The following is a 20001-nucleotide window of genomic DNA, read 5'->3' as shown; positions in this document are numbered from 1 at the left end:
GTTTAGTTTTCAAAGATCATTTTCGTTATCGCTCGTAAGCGACTTTAATATCTTACCATTTTGCATCAGTTAAAGTCAAGAACTTTTTTCAATTTCTTTTTTTAACCTCGTTGCTGTTTTGCGGCAACGAATAATAATATACCATCTGGATTCTTTCCTTGCAATAGTTTTTTTAAAAAAAGTTTCATTTTATGAAAAATAAAAAGCGCCATAGATAAAATGGCGCTTTGGTTGATGTATTAGCGGTTTCTCATTTGTGGGAAAAGCAGTACATCTCTGATTGATGGAGAATTTGTTAAAAGCATGATTAATCGGTCGATTCCGATTCCTAGACCACCTGTTGGAGGCATACCGTATTCTAATGCTTCAACAAAATCGTCATCCATTAGATGCGCTTCGTCGTTTCCTTCTTCACGTTCTTTTAATTGAGCTTCAAAGCGTTCTCTTTGATCGATTGGATCGTTTAGCTCTGTGAATGCATTTGCATGCTCGCGGCGTACGATAAACAGCTCAAAGCGATCAGTAAAGCGAGGGTCTTCAGGATTTTTCTTAGCTAACGGAGAAATCTCCACTGGATGTCCGTAAATGAATGTAGGCTGAACCAATGTTTCTTCTACTTTTTGCTCGAAGAACTCATTGATAATATGACCTACTGTCATATTTTTCGTGATTTCAACACCATGATCAGCAGCATGCTGTTTTGCTTCTTCTACAGACATCTCCTGCCAGAAGTCTACACCTGTTGCTTCTTTGACCGCTTCAACCATATGAAGTCTCTTCCATTCAGGTTTGAGATCAATTTCATCTTCTCCATATTGAATGGTTGTTGTTCCTAACACCTCTTGGGCAATATGAGCAATCAGGTTTTCAGTCAGATTCATGATGTCTTTGTAGTCTGCGTATGCTTCATACAGCTCGATCATAGTGAATTCTGGGTTGTGACGAGTTGATACACCTTCATTACGGAATACGCGACCAATCTCGTATACTTTCTCTAGACCACCGACAATTAGGCGTTTTAAGTGCAGCTCGATCGCAATACGCATATAAAGCGGCATATCAAGTGCATTGTGATGAGTAATGAAAGGACGCGCTGATGCACCACCAGGGATGCTGTGCATTGTTGGTGTTTCAACTTCTAAGTATCCTTTAGAATCTAAGTATCTTCTCATGGATTGAATGATTTTGCTTCGCATGATGAACGTCTGCTTACTTTCTGGATTTACAATGAGGTCAAGGTAGCGCTGACGATAGCGTTGTTCAACATCTTTTAATCCATGATACTTATCAGGAAGCGGGCGAAGTGCTTTCGTAAGAACCTCAAAGCTGGTCGCTTTAATAGAAAGTTCTCCTACGTTTGTTTTAAAAACAGTCCCTGTTACACCGATGATATCGCCTAGGTCTGAGCTTTTGAATAATTCGTAAGCTTCTTCCCCTACACTATCTTTACGAACATAGATTTGAATTTGTCCTTCTAGGTCTTGAATATGTGCAAAGCCAGCTTTTCCTTTTCCGCGCTTTGTCATCATACGTCCAGCGATTGTTACTTGAGCCGCTTTTCCTTCTAAGTCTTCTTTAGAAAACTCGTCATATTCAGCGATAATTTGCGCAGATTGATGAGAACGGTCATATCGTTCACCGAATGGATCGATACCCTCTTCTCTCATTTTATTCATTTTGTCACGTCTGACCTGGAATTGGTCATTTAATTCTTCGTTATTAAGCCCTTCATTACTCATTTATATCACTCCAATAATGTATTTTGCAGAGAAAAGCAGAAAAACTGCCAGTACATGCACTAGCAGTGAGCTACAAAAAGAAAGATAGTCTTATCCTACTTTTATACTTTGAAGCTCTTTTGCCTCGGCTTCGATCGTAAAGTCATCAAGAACTTGTACAAGCTCCGCTCTCGTTTCACTTTGATTGATTTGATTTCTCACGTCCGCATTGCCTCGCACACCTTTTAAGTACCACGCTGCATGCTTTCTCATTTCTCTGACAGCCACATGCTCGCCTTTCAGGTCAATGAGTCTGTCTAAGTGAAGTTTGCACACTGACATTTTCTCACGCACGTTTGGCTCTTCTTTCAGTTCACCCGTTTCTAAATAATGAACCGTTCGATAGATCATCCACGGGTTTCCTAGTGCGGCTCTTCCAATCATGACAGCGTCCACACCCGTTTCATCAAGCATACGTTTTGCATCTTGAGGGGTTTTGACATCGCCATTGCCGATGACAGGAATGGATACAGATTGTTTAACCTCTTTCATGATATCCCAATTCGCTGTTCCTTCGTACATTTGCACGCGTGTCCGTCCGTGAAGCGCAACCGCTTGTCCACCTGCTCGTTCAACAGCACGGGCATTATCAATAGCAAAGATATGGTCTTCGTCCCAGCCCATTCTCATTTTCACTGTAACAGGTTTGTCTACAGCATCTACAACAGCAGAGACCATTTCATAAATTTTGTTTGGATCAAGCAGCCATTTCGCTCCTGCATCACATTTCGTAATCTTCGGCACAGGACAGCCCATGTTGATATCAATAATATCCGCTGTGGTATTCTTGTCTACAAACTTTGCCGCTTCGACGAGTGTGTCTTTTTCCCCTCCAAATATCTGAAGGCTCAAAGGCTTTTCCCGTTCATCAATGTATAGCATACCCATTGTTCTTGCATTGTTGATCAGGATCGCTTTGTCACTGACCATTTCAGCGCAGACTAAGCCCGCTCCAAACTCTTTCACCGTCAGTCTGAAGGCAGAGTTGCACACACCAGCCATCGGCGCGAGCACTACTTTGTTTTTAATCTCGATATCTCCGATTTTAAACATTTTTCCCCCTCCTTTCTTCTTCAAGAATTGGCGAAAGTTCTTCCACCGTTATATTTAAAGCATCTGCTATTTGACCAACCAATTGGTTTGTTGGTAATCGATTGCCTCGCTCAATTTCTCCTAAGACAGAGACAGAGATGCCCAGTCTTTTCGCGAACCCTTCCTGAGTATACCCTTTTAGCTTTCGGTATGCACGAATTCTTCTACCCCACATGTCTTTTTCCATATGCTTACACCTTCTTGGTCTGTTACGGCATTTATTTGTACTTCGCCGATTTCTGGGCAAATCTCACTCATCGGAACAAGAACGAATAAACGTTCGTACATTCTAGGATGCGGCACTACAAGTTGTTCTGTTTCAATATTTTCACGATTATAAAGTAAAATGTCAAGGTCAGCCGTTCGCGGCCCCCACCTCACTTCTCTTGTTCTGCCTAACTCTTGCTCGATTGTCTGAGTAAGAGACAGTAGTTCCTCTGGACGAAGTGAAGTGGTAATTTTCACGGCCATATTTAAAAAGTCATCTTGGTTTTCATAGCCTACAGGTGTTGTTTCATATATTGATGAGATTAATTCCACTTGTACCTCTGGATGTTCATGCAGTTTTTTAACGGCTTCTTTTAAATAGGTTTCTTTTTTACCTATGTTTGAGCCTAATGCGATGTATGCCGTGTTATTCATGTGCGTGATCTCGTCATTTCAATTGCAACGGACTGATAGTGACCTGGAATTGGCGGATCTGGCTTGATCACCTTCACTGTACATTCCTGAACTGTCGGAAAGTCCTTTAACACTTGGTTTGCAATTCTTTCTGTCAGTGTTTCAACGAGATTGACCGGCTCACCTTCTACGATGCTTTTGCAGATTTGGTAGAGCTCTGCATAGTTGATCGTCTCATTGAGGTCATCAGTTTGTCCGGCTTTACTTAAATCAAGTGAAGCTGTTAAGTCCACGCGGAATCGCTGCCCTAGTTTGTTTTCTTCTGCAAATACGCCGTGGTACCCGTAAAATTCCATTCCGTTTACATATACTTTATCGATGATAAGCGCCTCCCTTATTCAGCATGGCATCCATCATTTTTGCCATTCTTGCAATTTCTTTTACATCATGTACACGGACCATCGCACTGCCCTTTTGAATCCCAAGACAGACCGTCGCACCTGTTCCTTCAGTACGTTCTTCAGGCGGCAGGTCTAAGACAGCACCAATGAATCGTTTTCGAGATGTAGCCAGCAGCAGTGGATACCCAAGGTGACAAAAATGTTCAAGTTCATTCATGACCTTCAGGTTGTCCTCTTTATTTTTCGCAAATCCTACACCAGGATCTAATATGATCATGTCATCGCTGACACCCGCTTGCTGGGCAATTTGGACACTTTCTTTCAAATCGGCGATCATATCTGAAATCAGATGTGTGTAGTTTCGTTCTGGCCGATTGTGCATTAAAATGATTGGAACATTGTGCTTCGCTGCCACATGTGCCATTTGGGGATCTGCCTTTGCTCCCCATACATCATTAATAATGGAGGCTCCAGCTTTCACCGCTTCATCTGCAACACGGGCTTTATACGTATCAATAGAGATAGGTACATCTAATTCTTTTGTGATCTTCTCAATGACCGGAATGACCCTTGAAAGCTCCTCTTCTTCCGAGACAAGTGCCGCTCCCGGGCGAGTCGATTCTCCGCCAATATCAATAATATGTGCCCCGTCTTCTATCAGCTGCGCTGCATGAGCCAGCGCTTTATCTACTTGATTAAACTTTCCTCCATCTGAAAAAGAGTCAGGTGTGACATTTAAAATGCCCATGACTAATGTCTTTTCTTCATAACTAAGGGTATGGTGCTTGGCCTGTATGATTTTAGGCTGTTTTATCAATTGTTGTGTCATTGTGTCCACCTACTCTTTATGGTCTTGACGTTCTTTAGTGTATTGCATTCTTAACCTTGTTGAAATTGTCCGGCTGTTTTTGGGAAAGTGGATTTCTCCTATTCCTCTGAACGGTACAACTCCCTGAACAGAATTGGTCATCCATGCCTCATCAGCTGAGAGCAAATGTGAGACTGGGTATCGCCCTTCCTTTAGCGAAGCCCCCATAGCGCGGAGCGTTTCCATACAGTATCGACGAGTGACCCCATTTAAAATGCCTGTATCAAGTGACGGTGTATAGATCACATCATCTTTTCGCCAAAATATATTCGAGGTAATGCCTTCTGCCACATCATCTTCTTTTGTTAAAAAGATGCCTTCTAACGACGGGTCATTTCCCACTTCTCTTTTAGCAAGCAGGTTGTTCATATAATGATGAGACTTGAGGCGCCTTGGCCCTTCCGGTGTATTTCTTCTCGTTTGAAGAATGACTCCCTTTTTCTCATCCAAAATAGATTCTGGACGGAAAGGAGAGATCATGACAAAAACGACAGGCTCTTCATAAGGATCTGCAGAAAATCCGTTTCCTCTGCCCGCAGAAACATTCAAGCGAATTCTCGCATGGCCGCCAGCTATTTGGTTTTTATTCAGTAAGGTATGAATGATGTCGAGTACAAATGGTTTCTCTATTGTGGATTCGATGCAAAGGTCACGTAATGATTGATTGAGCCTTTCAAGATGCCAATCCAACAGGAAGACTTGTCCTGCCAGGCTGGTAAATGTTTCGAATACACCGATGCCATATAGAAAACCATGATCAAAAGGAGAAAGAGTCGCGTCTTTCTCCTCTATATACTGACCGTTCAGATAAATGATCATGCGTTTACTTCATGCCCCTTTTTACAATAGGTTTCAATGAAATTTTTCAGCATTTCTTTTCCGAAGGACGTCATAATTGATTCAGGATGGAATTGCACACTTTCAATCGGCAATTCTTTATGGCGAATCGCCATGAGCTCGCCTTCCTTTGTGCTGGCTGTTGCGTCAAAGCACTCTGGCAGCGTCTCGTTTTTGACAATTAATGAATGATATCTCGTTGCAACGAGCGGATTTTGAAGTCCTGTGAAGACACCTTTTCCGTCATGTTTAATCTCTGACGTTTTACCGTGCATTAAGCGCTCTGCTCGAACAACATCCCCGCCAAAGACTTGTGCGATGGATTGGTGGCCTAAACACACACCGAAGATCGGAATACTTCCTGCAAAGTGCTTGATCGCCTCCATACTAATTCCCGCTTCATCAGGACTGCATGGCCCTGGAGAAATCATGAGAAAATCCGGCTTGAGCTCTTCAATTTCCTGAATGGTCACTTGATCATTCCGTTTCACGATCAATTCTTCTCCAAGCTCCCCTAAATACTGGACCAGGTTGTACGTAAATGAATCATAATTATCAATCATTAAAATCATACTCTGCTCACCTCTAACTCAAAATAGTCTCTTCTTTGCTCAACTGTATTGCTTTTTTCACTGCATAGGCTTTTTTAATGGATTCTTTGTATTCGTGTTTTGGGACAGAATCTATGACGATCCCCGCACCTGACTGCATAAAGGCTTTTCCTTCTGTACAATACGCAGTCCGAATAACGATATTAAAGTGCATATCTTGATTGAATCCAAACCAGCCTATAGATCCAGTATAAAGCCCACGTCTTGTTGGCTCAAGTTCTTCTATGATTTCCATTGTTCTCACTTTTGGAGCACCTGTAATCGTTCCACCTGGGAATACAGCTCTCATGACATCTACCGCGTCACATTCATCACGCAGCTCTCCTTGTACATTGGATACAATATGCATCACGTGTGAATATTTCTCAATCGCCATAAATTCGTTCACTTTTACGGATCCATAAGTAGATACTCGTCCAAGGTCATTCCGCTCAAGGTCAACGAGCATCACATGCTCTGCGCGTTCTTTTTCATTTTCAATCAGTTCTTTTGCCAGCGCTTGATCCTCAGCGTCGTCTTTGCCTCGTGATCTTGTTCCGGCAATTGGTCTTGTTTCTAGCTGAGTTCCTTTTTTCTTAATAAGCAGCTCTGGAGAACCACAAACAATCTGGAAGTCAGGCGTATGCAGGTAAGACATATAAGGAGATGGATTCACTTGACGTAACGTTTTGTATAAATCATACGGATGAGTGTGAAGCTGTTCATCTTGTCTGATAGATAAGTTCACTTGGAACACGTCACCGTTTGCGATATATTGCTTAATTTTCTCTACTGCTTCTCCAAAGGTTTCTTCAGTAAAAGGTGCTGCTGGTACAAATTCTGTAGAAGATTCATTGACAGGTGATTGTGCTGATTCTTCAAAAGAGCTTGTCCACTTTCGCTCCCATTCTTCCAGCCTTTGATTCGCTTCACTCATTGGTTCTGCTTCCTCTGTGTGAGTAATCAGCCACAGTGCGTTCTCTTCATGATCAAAAACTGCAACATCGTTAAACACGAGGAAATAAAGGTCTGGTGTTTTAAGATCATCAATTGCCAGCATCTTAAAATGCTCGATGTATCTAGCATAATCGTAGCTTAAAAACCCAATCGCTCCGCCTTGGAAGTCGGGGTATTCGTCGTTTGTTTCGGTTTGAAGGGATTGAAACCAATCCGTAAACGCTCTGAATGGATCACCTTCTTTGAACAATACCTCATCTTGATAATGGATGGTCGTCATCCCATCTTTCCCCTTCGCTTTAGCGATCGGGTGAATACCAGCAATGCTATATGAACCGCCGCGTGCACTTTCTAGAAGCACATGATGTGTTTCACGAGCAGTTAATTGTTCGTATCTTTTCAAGAATGCATCTTTCGTAAAAGGAATTTTGATGCCCATCGGCCTGCGTTGTGTCATGTTATCATCCTTTTTTATTTTCATTAATCTTATTGTAATGCAATCCAATTTATTTAGAAAATAGTATTTGCTTTCCATCTTCAGAATTCATGAAAAAACCCCAGCAAATGCTGGGGTGATTGGTTTAATCGAATTGATAAAGAGGTGTACTGAGGTAACGCTCACCGTTACTTGGGATGATTGCGAGAACCTTTTTCCCTTTACCAAGCTTCTTCGCTGTTTGAAGTGCTGCGTAAATAGCTGCTCCGGAAGAAATACCGCCAAGGATTCCTTCTTCTTTCGCTGCTTTTCTTGCAAGCTCAAATGCATCTTCGTTTTTCACTTGGATGATGCCGTCATATATTTCTGTGTTCAGGATTGAAGGAACAAAACCTGCTCCAATTCCTTGAATTTTATGCGGACCCGGCTTTCCGCCTGACAATACAGGGGAATCTGTCGGCTCTACTGCATAAAGTTGGATGGATGGGATGGCTTCTTTTAGGACTTCACCAGCACCTGTGATCGTACCGCCCGTACCGACACCTGCAATAAATGCATCAAGCTCGCCGTCAAACTGTTCAAGAATTTCTTTCCCAGTTGTACGACGGTGAATCTCCGCATTGGCTTCGTTGCTAAATTGCTGAGGCATGAAGTAACCATGCTCTTCTGCCAATTCTTCTGCTTTTTTGATGGCACCTTTCATTCCTTCTGCACCTGGTGTTAAGACAAGCTCCGCACCATAAGCGCGTAAAAGGTTGCGGCGCTCCTGACTCATTGTGTCTGGCATAACCAAAATCGCGTTGATTCCTTTAGCAGCCGCTACCATCGCAAGGCCGATTCCTGTGTTTCCACTTGTTGGTTCAATAAGGGTATCGCCGGCTTTTAGTGTACCTTTCGCTTCAGCATCTTCGATCATCGCTAAAGCAATACGATCTTTGACACTGCTGCCTGGGTTCATATATTCAAGTTTCAAGTAGACATCCGCACTGTCTTCATCTACTAAACGGTTTAATTTAACGACTGGTGTATTTCCTATTAGTTCAAAAACTGAATTTGCAATACGAGCCATCACTAACACCTCTATCTCCGAGTAATTTTATTGTATTAATATTAAATTATCAATTTCAAAAAATTTTGTCAATGCTTTTAGTCCTGCTCGCCATCGTAAAACCATGTGACTTTTGCTTCCTTCCACAGGGTTTTGACATTCGCCTTTTCACCTAGATCTTCCATCGCGATCTGCCTTTTAATCTGATCTTTGACTTCGTCATAGGAGAAAGAGCGGCCATTTAATTTTTCTTTTAACTGAATAATGGCATACCCGTTTTTGGTCTGAATTGGCTCTTTCGTCCATTCATCTGGCTGAAGCTTTTGAGCTTCTTGTATGTATAGGGCTGGGATGCTTTCCTGCTCTTCTGTCACAAATCCAAGATCTCCGCCGTATGGTGAGGTGTAACGGTCGATTGAACGTTCAGCTGCTACGGCTTCAAAGCTGGATCCACCTTTTAAATCTTTCAATACATTTTCAGCCTCGTCCTTTGTCTTCACGACAATATGGCGAATGCGGTATGAATCATCATATTGATACAAGTCCTTGTTTTTTTCATAAAACGATTTCGCTTCTTTTTCAGAAACGACGGCATCTCTTGTTAAAAGCTGCTCTAATAAAATTTGATAACGAATCTGTTCTTTCCATTCCTTCTCACTTGTATGTCCATCTTCGTAGAAATTATTAGATACTGCTTTGAGCATAAGCAATTCACGATTGATCTCTTTCGAAGACACGTCCAGCTTGTTTTGCTTGGCAAGCTGATTGACCACCTTCAGATTGATCATTTGTTCAAGTGTTGCCTTTCCGTAGCGGTCTTCCATCTTCTTTAACCATTCTTGACGCGTTACCTTCTCTTTTCCAATCGATGCAATTTCTTCACCGCTCTTCCCGTTAGAAGAAGCCTGTGACATTTGTGACTTTGTTAATACATATGCAATGACAACGGCATTAATCATGAGCAACACGAGGATAAATGTCCATACCACTCTTGCTTTTAATCTCATCTTTCGTCTCCTTTCCATTCTAAAAAGAAAACCCGCTGCTTAGAGCTTAGCGGGTTAATTCTTCACGTAGCTCTTCTAGCTCTTCTTTTGTAAATACATACGTTTCGTTACAAAAATGGCATTGAGCTTCTGCTTGTCCGTCTTGTTCAATCATATCATCAATTTCGGCTTTCCCTAGGCTGATAATGCCATTTGCAAACCGTTCTTTTGAGCAGTTACAAGAAAATTCGACAGGTACAGTTTCTAAAATTTGAGGCTTTTCACCGAGTACTTCTTCTAATATTTCTTCTGGTGTCATCCCTTTTTCAATGAGTTTAGAGATTGGTTCAATGGTTGACAGGCGCTGTTCTAGTCTTTCAATAACAGCATCTTCTGTACCAGGCAGCAATTGAATGATGAAACCGCCTGCTGCGAGGATCGAATTATCTGGATTGACAAGGACGCCTACGCCTACAGAGGAAGGCACTTGCTCAGAAGAAACAAGATAATATGTGAAGTCATCTCCAATTTCACCTGAAACAATTTCCGTTTGTCCTGTAAAGTGGTCCTTCAGCCCGATATCTTTGACAACACTTAAGGTTCCAGATGTTCCGACTGCACGTCTAACATCCAGCTTGCCATGTTCATTTAAATCAAAGTGAACTTGTGGGTTTGAGACATATCCTCGCACCTGACCTTTTGCATTTCCATCAGCAATAATGGCGCCGATTGGTCCACCGCCTTCTATTTTGACAGTTAGCTTATTCTCACCTTTCAGCATAGCACCCATCATGACGGTTGCTGTCATCGTTCTGCCGATGGCAGCTGATGCAGTCGGCCACGTATGATGTCTTCTTTGTGCTTCGTTGATTGTATCTGTTGTGTTTGCAGCATATGCGCGGACTTTTCCGTCATATGCTAATGCTTTAACTAAGTAATCCATTTGATTTAAACCTCCTATAATACACCGACACGATTACGTTCATAAATGAGCTGCAGTCCTTTTAATGTGAGGAACGGATCGACAATATCAATGCAGTCTGATTCATTTCCAATCAATGTAGACAAACCGCCTGTTGCAATGACTTTCGGTGTTTGTTTGGCTTGCTGCTTCATCCGTTTCACTATTCCCTCGACTTGACCAACATATCCATAAAGGATGCCGGATTGCATCGCACTGATGGTGTTTTTTCCAACAATGTGATCAGGACGGACAATTTCAATTCTCGGCAGCTTCGCCGCTCTTGTATATAAAGCCTCAGTTGAGATGGTAATACCAGGTGCAATCGCTCCACCCATGTATTGTTTTTGTTCATTGATATAACAGTAGGTTGTTGCTGTTCCAAAGTCTACCACAATAAGAGGCGCCCCATATAGGTGAATTGCTGCTACTGCATTGACAATTCGATCTGCCCCGACTTCCTTTGGATTGTCACACATAATGTTTAATCCAGTCTTCATTCCAGGCCCTACAATTTGGGGTGTTAGGTGAAAATACTTTTCGCACATTCTTTCAAGAGCAAACATCATTGGCGGGACCACAGACGAGATGATAATCCCTTCTATTTGATCAAACATCAGCCCCACATAATCGAATAAAGCCCTAATGGACATACCAAATTCGTCTTCTGTTTTATGACGGCTTGTTTCAATTCGCCAATGGTAGTTTAGATCGCCATTATGATAAACACCTAAAACGGTATTTGTGTTTCCTACATCTATCACGAGTAACAACTTCATCACCACTTTGAATAGTTTCTCAAAAAGAGCATTTTTCGACTTTCTATCATACCATACACGAATTGAGTTCCATTTGTAAACAATTCGAAACCGATCCATTCATGAATCGAAATAAAAAAGCTGCCGGTGATCCCGGCAGCTTTCACAGAAGGAGACTAGATCTCCTCATCTTCTTTTTTCTTGATGTTTACTTTCACATCATCGTTTTTCTCTTCGTCATCTGCGTATACACGCTCTGGAAGCTTTCCAGTTTCGTAAAGAGATTTAATTTGTTCAGCATCTAATGTTTCAACTTCTAGAAGGGCTTGTGCGATGATTTCTAACTTATCTTTATTCTCAGTGAGAATTTGTTTCGCACGTTCGTAGCTCTCCTTAATGAAGCGCTGAACTTCTTGGTCAATTTCGTAAGCGATCGCTTCACTATAATTCGGCTCATTGTTGAAATCACGGCCAAGGAATACTTGACCTCCTTGTGATTGACCGAATTGAAGCGGACCAAGTTTATCAGACATACCGAACTCTGTGACCATTCTTCTTGCAATGCCTGTTGCACGCTGGAAGTCGTTGTGAGCGCCTGTACTTACTTCACCAAACGTAATTTCCTCTGCAACACGACCGCCGAGCAAGCCGACAATCTTATCAAGAAGCTCTGGCTTCGTTTGGAAATAACGGTCTTCTCTTGGAAGCATGACCGCATATCCGCCTGCCTGACCACGAGGAACGATCGTTACTTTATGCACCATGTCCGCTTCGTCTAAGATAAGACCAATGACGGTATGACCTGCTTCATGGTAAGCCACGATATTACGTTCTTTCTTCGAAATGACGCGGCTTTTCTTCGCCGGCCCAGCGATGACACGGTCAGTCGCTTCGTCGATATCACGCATATCGATTTTCTTTTTGTTTTGACGGGCAGCAACAAGTGCTGCTTCGTTTAGTAAGTTCTCAAGATCTGCCCCAGAGAACCCTGGTGTTCTGCTTGCAATGGCTTTTAAGTTGACTGACTCGTCAAGCGGTTTGTTTTTCGCATGAACTTTCAGTACTTCTTCACGGCCAATAACATCTGGGCGGTCAACCGTAATTTGACGGTCAAAGCGTCCCGGACGCAGCAATGCAGGGTCTAGAATATCTGCACGGTTCGTCGCAGCAATGATAATAATACCTTCGTTGGCACTAAAACCATCCATTTCGACAAGAAGCTGGTTAAGCGTTTGTTCACGCTCGTCATGACCACCGCCAAGACCGGCTCCACGCTGACGACCCACTGCATCAATCTCATCAATAAAGATTAAGCAAGGTGCATTCTTTTTCGCATTTTCGAATAAATCACGTACACGTGATGCACCGACACCGACGAACATCTCGACGAAGTCAGAACCACTGATGCTGAAGAAAGGAACGCCAGCTTCTCCTGCAGATGCTCTCGCAAGCAATGTTTTACCTGTACCTGGAGGTCCTACTAGTAAAACCCCTTTAGGGATTCTTGCGCCAAGCTCCGCAAATTTACGTGGATCCTTCAGGAATTCCACCACTTCTACAAGCTCTTGCTTTTCTTCATCTGCACCAGCAACATCTTTAAATTTCACACGTTTCTTCTCTTCTGTGTAAAGCTTCGCCTTACTCTTACCAAAGTTCATGACTCGGCTTCCGCCGCCCTGAGCTTGGTTCAATAAGAAGAAGAACAGGATAAAGATGATGATAAACGGAATGATGGTTGTCAGAACTTGCAGCCATCCATTCGTTTCAGGTGCTGGTTCTACTTTTACATCTGTATTCTTCAGTGCACTGTAAATTTGGTCAACACCTTGACCATCTGGAACATGGGTAATGAAGTATTGATCTTTCTTCGCGCCATCTAATTGACCACGAATTTCATAAACCCCTCTTACAGGCTGAATGGAGATACTCTCCACTTTTCCCGCACTTAAATTTTGCGAAAATTTGCTGTAAGACATGTTCTCAGGCTTTTGATTTGGGGATCCTAACCAACTAACGACCCCTATCACAAGTAATAAAATAAGTATATAAAAAATCGTATTACGAAAAACCCGATTCATTCCTTACCTCCTCCCACAGTAAGCACAACTATGTTCAATAGTATCATAGAAAATCATTCCAACACAACCAATAACCTCATGTATACGTATGCTGATCAGCCTTCGTAAACAGATGGTTTTAACACTCCAATATACGGGAGGTTTCGGTAACGTTCAGCGAAATCCAATCCATAGCCGACAACAAATGCATCTGGTACTTCAAATCCAACATAATCTGCTTTGATGTCTGCTTTGCGGCCGCTTGGTTTATCAAGCAATGTCACAATTTTAATGGAATTTGCTTTACGGTATCGGAAAAGCTCTACCAGATAGCTCAAAGTTAACCCACTGTCGATGATATCTTCCATAATCAAAATATCTCTTCCTTCAACAGAAGTATCTAGATCCTTAATGATCTTTACTTCTCCAGAAGATACGGTAGACTTTCCGTAGCTAGATACATCCATAAAATCAAGTTCTAAATATGTATCAATGTGTTTGATTAGGTCTGCCATGAATGGAAGAGCCCCTTTCAAAACACCAATAGCCAGGGGAAATTTACCATCATAATCACTGGTTAATGTTGCACCCAGTTCCTTCACTTTTTGCTGGATCTCTTCTTCTGAGATCAAAATCTTTTCAATATCTTGTTTCATGCTTTTGCTTGCCCCCTACAAATTTTCGTGCTGTCTATATTGTAATACAATGAGATCGCTGTTTGTCATATCAATTTCTTCAAAAACAGATTTTTTCAGACCTGGGATCCAGATGATTTGATGATCCGAGTCAGTGACGATCGGCCAGCTGTCTCTTTCTGCAAGAGGCACTTTTTTATCAATAAATATATCCTTCACCTTTTTTGATCCATTCATCCCTTTAAGTTTGATTCGATCACCATTTTTTCGTGAGCGAATGATCAAAGGGAGACGAACATGATCTTTTTGAAGCAAGAAAAAATGGTTTCCGTTCCGTGCATCCTTCGGAACATGATTTGATACGACGATAGACTGTCCATTTGGGAGAAAAAGCTCTTCTCCAAGCTCAACCTTTAAGTGAAGAGCATAAGACTGGTCTACTACATGCGATCGTTCAAAGGTAAACATACAGTGATCATAAGACTTGACAGCTTGTAAACCTTTTGGCAAATCTAATGATCCAGACGGTTGATCAGTATGAGATAACCAGTCTAAAGTCCCTAGAATATGCTGGTTTGAAAACGCTGATTGAGTGTTTTCATAAAGATAGTTTAATATTAGTTGAATGCCTCTTCTTTGTAAAGGCAAAGGCAGGTCAAGCAAAGGCTTCATTTTGATCTCAATTTGCTTAGGCGATTGACTCGTTATCACTTGGTTCATTTGTACCTTTGTTAAAGCCTGCAAGTATTGCTCATCCTCAGTCAGCATGTCACTTACAAACTGAAAGCTTTCATGTACATGAGGTGCTTCTTCTTTTAACACGGGAAGAATGTGTCTTCTTACCCGGTTTCTCAAGTAGTCATCTGTATGATTGCTTTGATCAATGACATAGGGAACATGTTCTTTTTCACAAGCTTTTAGCACGTCGTCCTTAGAGTATCCAATGAGCGGACGAATCAGCCATCCATTTTGAAAAGGACGTTTTGCTTGGATACCCGCGAGTCCTATACCAACAGTTCCTCTCGCAAGTCTCATCAACATTGTTTCTACTTGGTCGTCTCCATGATGTGCAAGCGCTATAAATTGAGCCTTGTATTGCTCCATCAATTGACGAAAGAAAGCATATCTGCACTCCCTTGCAGCTGCCTGTTTGTTTAAGCGGTTTTCTTTTGCATATTGGGTGACCTGTATGCGGGACGATTCAAAAGGGATTTCGTGCTCCTTACAGTAAGCCTCAACAAATGCCAAATCAGCAAAGGACTCTTCTCCTCTGAACATGTGATCTACATGGGCTGCAATCAGCTGATAGGAACCTTTGCGACGCTTGTTAAGTTCATGCAGTAAGAGCATGGAATCCGGTCCGCCGGAAACCCCGACAATGACTGTCGTATTTTCAAGGTAAACATCATGTTTTTTCAAAAAAGATTCAATTCTATTCACAACTTCCTCCTCACAAAGAGCAGGTAATTTAAAGATATACATATCCTATCACTTTCAGTAGCTCCAAGCAAAGAAGAAGCCTGCTTTTTTACAGCTCTACAACAGGAACAAAACCACATATGCACAGTAAAGGGCGAGTACACTGCACACGATAAGAATGGTTTCAAAAAGTCCGCCTGATTTTTTACGTACTGACGTTCTTTTTGCTGCTGCAGCCCGCGATCGTGAAGCCACTTGTTGATTTTGATTAACAGCGGGTTTTGGCGCGTTTTTTTGCTGTTGCTTCTTTTGGCGTGATTTTCTTGATTCAATCAGCTGTCCTTCTTTCAGCATCGCACTTTTCATGTTTGCTGCTGATTGATATTTACCTTGTAAAGCAGCCTTTAACACCCTTTCATATCGCTTTAATAAAGGATGTCCTTCAATGGCTCGATAAAGCTGCTTTTCTGGTTCTGCCCCTTTTTTGAATTCTTTCTTATACGCACAGTTAACCATCACCATGGCTAGGGCAAATAAATCATAAGTTGGTTCAGCTTTTCGTGAACCAAATCCCCAATAGCCTCGATCAAAAAACTCGGTATACTCCTTAATTGCCCTGCCCGCTTTTGTCGTTCCTCCCACATCAATGCACCGGATCGTGGCAGGGGGACCAGAAACAATGAGATTATCAGGCTTTAAGTCACCAAAAATCCATCCTTCCTGATGTAAATGAGCCAGGCTAGATAAAAGCTGAATCATCAAAACAACGATCCATTCATCACCCTTTTGTTTCACAAATTCAAGCAGTAATGGGCCTCTGACATATTCCATCACGTAAAAGGAGCGTTTTTGAGGCATACCGGGATAAATCGCATCATCCATATCATAAAAAGAAGGCCCCATGGTTTTCACAGGAGCCTTTGAAAAGGATTTTAATACATTGACTTCAGATGCAATGAGCATACTGTCATCACTCACTTTAAGGGCCGCTTGCCCATGTGGCGATTCGGCCAGATAGACAACACCGTTCGCCCCTTTTCCAAGCTCTTTTACAATACGGTAATGATGGTGGTGCCATTTCCCTTGAATCACCGTGCCTAACGGGATGTTAGAAACCGAATTCATCATCATGCTCTTCCTTTGCTTCAAGCAGCCCTTTACGTGAGCGAACTGACTTGAAATGCTGAAGTGCTTCCCGAAGTGCTGGTCCCGTTGGGGTGATTCCTCCAGTGGTCAGTTTTGGGAAAATAGATGATAATGAATCGAATCGAGGCGTCCAATTCAACACAATTTCAGCATCTGAGTTTTTCCCGGGAAATACACACATCCCAAACTGATTTTCTCCAATTCTTGAATTTAAACTGATGGAAAGGTCGATAAGTGCTTCTTTGACAGTCGGCAGCTTCGGTTTCATACTTGCACTTGTATCAACAAGCACGAGTACTTGAAGGTGAACCGTCTCTCCTAACTCATCAACAACCTCCATTACTTCCCCGCGCTTATCTGGTGGAAGCTCTTCAATTTCAGTGTCTTTGCCGAGTATTTGCTGCAATTCTTTATTCACAACACCTTGTAAGGTTTGTGTCATCGCTTTTTTCGTGACCATTTGTACTGTTTGAGATAATTGCTGGACGTAGACAACTTGATAGATGCCTCCGCCTGCGAGAGCAATCCCCTCTACTTCTTTCATCGCTTCATGATCGTGTCTGTTTTCTTCCATAATGCCAATGACATTGACTGTAATCCCTTGTTCCTTTGCCAATGAGGCAATCGCAAGCGGATCTTCCCCGTGATTTGAGCAGCCATCTGTAATCAATAAGATTTGGTTGACGTGACCTTTTCGCATCTTCATTCCTCCTGGGATTGTAACTGAATGCTTATATCCCCATCATCGCCAGAAGAAATTCATATTATACGATATTTTAAGAAATCTCTTGTTTCTCAAGATAGAATGTACCTGTCGGAATGGAAGCCCATTTTGGTGTGTTGTGGTCGAGCCTAATGACAACAACCGTCATATCGTCGTCAATTTGGCCTGCTCTTGTTCGAATGACCTCTTCCATTAATAAATCAGCAATTTCTTGTGGATCTTCTGTTTTAAAGCTTTTCATTTTCCGTTTCACCCACAGATCATGATTTTCAATATGCTTTGGCCCTTCAAAAATGCCGTCACTCATCATAATCAAGAGATCTCCTGCTTTCATCTGTTCGCTCACAACCTCGACTTCGAATTCATCAATAATACCAATCGGCAAGTTGCTTGCTTGTACCTTCATCACCTGATCACCTCGTTTAATAAAGCTGGGTGTTGAACCAATCTTGAGGAACTTACAGCTTGCATCCTGTAAATCAATAATCGATAAATCCAATGTTGAATAGATCTCGTCCGTCGTTCGTAAAGATAAAATACTATTAATGGTTTTAATCGCTACTTTTTCATTGATACCTGACGCCAATATTTTTTCTAACAGCTTAATCGTCTCATTGCTTTCAAAATGAGCACGTGCTCCGTTGCCCATTCCATCACTAATAGCTGCGGCATACTTGCCTGCACCAAGCTCCATCATGCTGTAGCTGTCTCCAGATACCAGTCCTCCGCCTTTTGCTGCATGTGCCACGCCTGTAGCCACTCGATATGATTTGGCAGAGCCAAACACAACATGACAATAGCCTGTTGGATGCTCTGCACACTGCTCTGCTTTGACTAAAATCTGTTCTTCTAAAATATCTGAAAGCATTGGAGCAATGATTTTTTCACATTCCCCATGCCCTTGGCAATATGGGATTCTCATTTCAATATCGACATTTCCCTGTTCCAAGCTATAGATTTCTACTTGCTGAATTTCAATACCAAAGTGCTGAAGCGCTTCTATCATCTGCTCTTCTTGAATAAAATGCTGTTCTCTTTCTCGTTTTATTTCCCGGGAAAAATCCTCCATCACTTGCGAGACCCCCATCAGCTGTTCAGCCACAAGACGTCTGCTGTCTTGGACTTTTTTCTTCAGTGTCTGGTTGGCTTTATAGTAAGCGATCTCCTCTTCAATCAATTCCTCGACATGTTTTGATTTTGAGCAGTGCTGACTAAATTTCTTTTTCAATTTTCGGTTATGCTCATACGTTTTTTCATCAGATTCATGCATAACTTGTTTCATTAGTTCATAGGTTGTATCAAAGTTCTGCACCCAGCATTTATTTTTCTTATAGCACGTTTGACAGGATCGTTCTGTGATCGTACTTAAAAAAAGATCTACATCCTCTTCCTGCTTCTTCTCTTCAGGAATGGATTCGTAAAATGTCGCAAAACTCTCAGACAGCGCATGAAATACATTAGAGAATTGGTCTACCTTTTTTGCTGTCACGTCTCGTACTTTCCGAGCATATTGCTGCTGCTCTTGTACATGCTCTACCGTGCCAGGAATGTATTTCGCTACCTTGGAGGTGACTGATTGCGGCGTGAGCAAAAAGAGCGCAACCGCTATAAGTGATTCATACAGTGTGGTCATGAGACCTGCTGACCCTTCCCCATACAGTGAAATGAGTAAGGAACCCACAATTAAGCCGATGGCTGCCCCTGCTTTCTTCCCTTCTTTCAGCAATCCGCCTAATAAACCTGAAAAGGCAAGAAGACTCATCTGATAAAGGTTTCCGATGTTGGCGAGACCGAGAATTAATCCTGTCACGACACCGACCGTACAACCAATACTGGCTCCGCCAATAAAAGCAAAGGTCAGCACTACATAACGTGACAAAATATGCTCTGCCTGCATCCCTTGAAATGAGATCCCAGCAAGTCCGGTTAAAACTGAGGCAATTAAAATCATAAAACAAATAATTTCTTCGACCTTTAAAGAGTGTTTAATTTTCCTGACTGTAAAAATCGGCAGGCTTTGAAGAAAAATCAGTGTCAAAATGAAGGCAAGTCCTGCTTCGACACCCGCCATGACGTAATCATAGCTTTGCACAGCACCTTGCTCTAGGTAAACAAACGCTCCTCGGGTAATCAGCATTGAGAGAACAATGACAACCGGTAATGTTTTCACTGGGTCTTTGATGATGAAAGAAACCACCTTTGACATAAGGAGAAACATAAGCAGCGATGCAAACACAAACAATGCATTTTGAGGTGATATCGTCATCGCCCCAGCGAGTAAAGCGAGACAAGCAAGCATTGCCTTATCTCTTTTAATAAGCAGCATGGAACCAAAGAAAGGCAGAGCAAACGGCATAATTTCAGATAATATAAAGGCTCGTCCTAATAAAAAGCCTAGAACAACATAAATAAACCCTTTATAGAAAAAAAGAGAATGCGTGTGATGAAGAAACAGGTTTTTCATCTTTTTTAACCCCGCACTGATTCTTTCAAACCCCGCTCCTGTTAAATCAGTTCTTCTTTCTAGTTTTTCCATCTTCTCATCCCCCACCTGATATTCGTTGCTTGTCATTATAGCGAAGGTGAAAAAGAAATTTTGTCAAAAGAAGTTGTCGTTTCCATAAAACGTTCGACGCTTTATTCGTCAAAGAGGCATACTTTCATGAAAGTCGATGTCTTTCATCAGA

The 20001-nt window shown here is 42.0% G+C and carries 18 protein-coding genes and 1 pseudogene; all 19 read right to left on the bottom strand.

Features of this window, described 5'->3' with window-relative positions; all coding sequences use genetic code 11:
• Positions 1-239: 239 nt before the first annotated feature.
• The 19 genes and pseudogenes from lysS to spoIIE all read right to left on the bottom strand — a co-directional run bounded on the left by lysS (position 240) and on the right by spoIIE (position 19850).
• Positions 240-1739: a lysine--tRNA ligase gene (gene lysS, locus AMR95_RS10100; protein ID WP_034284259.1), complete on the bottom strand. Its 1500-nt coding sequence runs from the start codon at positions 1737-1739 to the stop codon at positions 240-242.
• A gap of 90 nt (positions 1740-1829) precedes the next feature.
• A complete protein-coding gene (gene dusB, locus AMR95_RS10095; protein WP_039175955.1) occupies positions 1830-2831 on the bottom strand; it encodes a tRNA dihydrouridine synthase DusB in 1002 nt (333 codons plus the stop codon).
• Positions 2824-3057 (bottom strand): helix-turn-helix domain-containing protein, encoded by a 234-nt coding sequence (locus AMR95_RS10090; RefSeq protein WP_024425661.1) that lies wholly within the window; start codon positions 3055-3057, stop codon positions 2824-2826. The genes dusB and AMR95_RS10090 overlap by 8 nt, the downstream gene beginning before the upstream one ends.
• Complete coding sequence (gene folK, locus AMR95_RS10085) at positions 3009-3512, bottom strand: 2-amino-4-hydroxy-6-hydroxymethyldihydropteridine diphosphokinase (RefSeq protein WP_039175953.1); 504 nt, start codon at positions 3510-3512, stop codon at positions 3009-3011. Before folK ends, AMR95_RS10090 begins: the two co-directional genes overlap by 49 nt.
• A complete protein-coding gene (folB, locus tag AMR95_RS10080) occupies positions 3509-3871 on the bottom strand; it encodes a dihydroneopterin aldolase (protein ID WP_024425659.1) in 363 nt (120 codons plus the stop codon). The genes folK and folB overlap by 4 nt, the downstream gene beginning before the upstream one ends.
• Positions 3864-4721, bottom strand: a complete 858-nt coding sequence (folP, locus tag AMR95_RS10075) for a dihydropteroate synthase (protein WP_058838231.1) — start codon at positions 4719-4721, stop codon at positions 3864-3866. Before folP ends, folB begins: the two co-directional genes overlap by 8 nt.
• A 9-nt stretch (positions 4722-4730) precedes the next feature.
• A complete protein-coding gene (gene pabC, locus AMR95_RS10070) occupies positions 4731-5579 on the bottom strand; it encodes an aminodeoxychorismate lyase (protein WP_058838230.1) in 849 nt (282 codons plus the stop codon).
• Positions 5576-6169 carry an aminodeoxychorismate/anthranilate synthase component II gene (pabA, locus tag AMR95_RS10065; RefSeq protein WP_058838229.1) on the bottom strand — a complete coding sequence of 198 codons (594 nt, stop codon included), beginning with the start codon at positions 6167-6169 and terminating at the stop codon, positions 5576-5578. Before pabA ends, pabC begins: the two co-directional genes overlap by 4 nt.
• Positions 6170-6182: 13 nt before the next feature.
• Positions 6183-7601 (bottom strand): anthranilate synthase component I family protein, encoded by a 1419-nt coding sequence (locus tag AMR95_RS10060; protein ID WP_047202026.1) that lies wholly within the window; start codon positions 7599-7601, stop codon positions 6183-6185.
• Between the two features lie 124 nt (positions 7602-7725).
• On the bottom strand, positions 7726-8649 hold the full coding sequence (cysK, locus tag AMR95_RS10055; protein WP_024425655.1) for a cysteine synthase A: 924 nt from the start codon (positions 8647-8649) through the stop codon (positions 7726-7728).
• Between the two features lie 77 nt (positions 8650-8726).
• Positions 8727-9635: a peptidyl-prolyl cis-trans isomerase gene (locus AMR95_RS10050; protein WP_039175942.1), complete on the bottom strand. Its 909-nt coding sequence runs from the start codon at positions 9633-9635 to the stop codon at positions 8727-8729.
• 46 nt (positions 9636-9681) lie between these two features.
• The gene (gene hslO, locus AMR95_RS10045) at positions 9682-10557 is read right to left on the bottom strand and encodes an Hsp33 family molecular chaperone HslO (RefSeq protein ID WP_058838228.1); all 876 of its coding nucleotides are present in this window, start codon (positions 10555-10557) and stop codon (positions 9682-9684) included.
• A 14-nt stretch (positions 10558-10571) separates the two neighbouring features.
• Positions 10572-11348, bottom strand: coding sequence for a type III pantothenate kinase (locus AMR95_RS10040; RefSeq protein WP_039175940.1), 777 nt, complete (start codon positions 11346-11348; stop codon positions 10572-10574).
• Between the two features lie 161 nt (positions 11349-11509).
• Entirely contained in the window at positions 11510-13411 is a 1902-nt protein-coding gene (gene ftsH / locus AMR95_RS10035) for an ATP-dependent zinc metalloprotease FtsH (protein ID WP_034284252.1), read from the bottom strand.
• 95 nt (positions 13412-13506) lie between these two features.
• Entirely contained in the window at positions 13507-14046 is a 540-nt protein-coding gene (gene hpt / locus AMR95_RS10030; protein ID WP_008357399.1) for a hypoxanthine phosphoribosyltransferase, read from the bottom strand.
• Positions 14043-15465 (bottom strand): annotated as a pseudogene (gene tilS, locus AMR95_RS10025) (tRNA lysidine(34) synthetase TilS). Before tilS ends, hpt begins: the two are co-directional and overlap by 4 nt.
• Positions 15466-15561: 96 nt before the next feature.
• On the bottom strand, positions 15562-16569 hold the full coding sequence (locus AMR95_RS10020; RefSeq protein WP_058838232.1) for a protein kinase domain-containing protein: 1008 nt from the start codon (positions 16567-16569) through the stop codon (positions 15562-15564).
• Positions 16553-17290: a vWA domain-containing protein gene (locus AMR95_RS10015; protein WP_058838226.1), complete on the bottom strand. Its 738-nt coding sequence runs from the start codon at positions 17288-17290 to the stop codon at positions 16553-16555. The genes AMR95_RS10020 and AMR95_RS10015 overlap by 17 nt, the downstream gene beginning before the upstream one ends.
• A 76-nt stretch (positions 17291-17366) precedes the next feature.
• Positions 17367-19850: a stage II sporulation protein E gene (spoIIE, locus tag AMR95_RS10010; RefSeq protein WP_058838225.1), complete on the bottom strand. Its 2484-nt coding sequence runs from the start codon at positions 19848-19850 to the stop codon at positions 17367-17369.
• Positions 19851-20001 lie beyond the last annotated feature (151 nt).

The organism is Bacillus sp. G1(2015b) (assembly GCF_001482475.1).
Taxonomy (GTDB): Bacteria; Bacillota; Bacilli; order Bacillales; family Bacillaceae; genus Bacillus; species Bacillus safensis.
This window is presented reverse-complemented; position numbering and strand designations above follow the sequence as displayed.

Bases quoted from the DNA above. Each gene is read 5' to 3' on its own strand.
- lysS (WP_034284259.1), bottom strand. From the start codon at position 1,739: ATGAGTAATGAAGGGCTTAATAACGAAGAATTAAATGACCAATTCCAG.
- dusB (WP_039175955.1), bottom strand. From the start codon at position 2,831: ATGTTTAAAATCGGAGATATCGAGATTAAAAACAAAGTAGTGCTCGCG.
- AMR95_RS10090 (WP_024425661.1), bottom strand. From the start codon at position 3,057: ATGGAAAAAGACATGTGGGGTAGAAGAATTCGTGCATACCGAAAGCTA.
- folK (WP_039175953.1), bottom strand. From the start codon at position 3,512: ATGAATAACACGGCATACATCGCATTAGGCTCAAACATAGGTAAAAAA.
- folP (WP_058838231.1), bottom strand. From the start codon at position 4,721: ATGACACAACAATTGATAAAACAGCCTAAAATCATACAGGCCAAGCAC.
- pabC (WP_058838230.1), bottom strand. From the start codon at position 5,579: ATGATCATTTATCTGAACGGTCAGTATATAGAGGAGAAAGACGCGACT.
- pabA (WP_058838229.1), bottom strand. From the start codon at position 6,169: ATGATTTTAATGATTGATAATTATGATTCATTTACGTACAACCTGGTC.
- AMR95_RS10060 (WP_047202026.1), bottom strand. From the start codon at position 7,601: ATGACACAACGCAGGCCGATGGGCATCAAAATTCCTTTTACGAAAGAT.
- cysK (WP_024425655.1), bottom strand. From the start codon at position 8,649: ATGGCTCGTATTGCAAATTCAGTTTTTGAACTAATAGGAAATACACCA.
- AMR95_RS10050 (WP_039175942.1), bottom strand. From the start codon at position 9,635: ATGAGATTAAAAGCAAGAGTGGTATGGACATTTATCCTCGTGTTGCTC.
- hslO (WP_058838228.1), bottom strand. From the start codon at position 10,557: ATGGATTACTTAGTTAAAGCATTAGCATATGACGGAAAAGTCCGCGCA.
- ftsH (WP_034284252.1), bottom strand. From the start codon at position 13,411: ATGAATCGGGTTTTTCGTAATACGATTTTTTATATACTTATTTTATTA.
- hpt (WP_008357399.1), bottom strand. From the start codon at position 14,046: ATGAAACAAGATATTGAAAAGATTTTGATCTCAGAAGAAGAGATCCAG.
- AMR95_RS10020 (WP_058838232.1), bottom strand. From the start codon at position 16,569: ATGAATTCGGTTTCTAACATCCCGTTAGGCACGGTGATTCAAGGGAAA.
- AMR95_RS10015 (WP_058838226.1), bottom strand. From the start codon at position 17,290: ATGCGAAAAGGTCACGTCAACCAAATCTTATTGATTACAGATGGCTGC.
- spoIIE (WP_058838225.1), bottom strand. From the start codon at position 19,850: ATGGAAAAACTAGAAAGAAGAACTGATTTAACAGGAGCGGGGTTTGAA.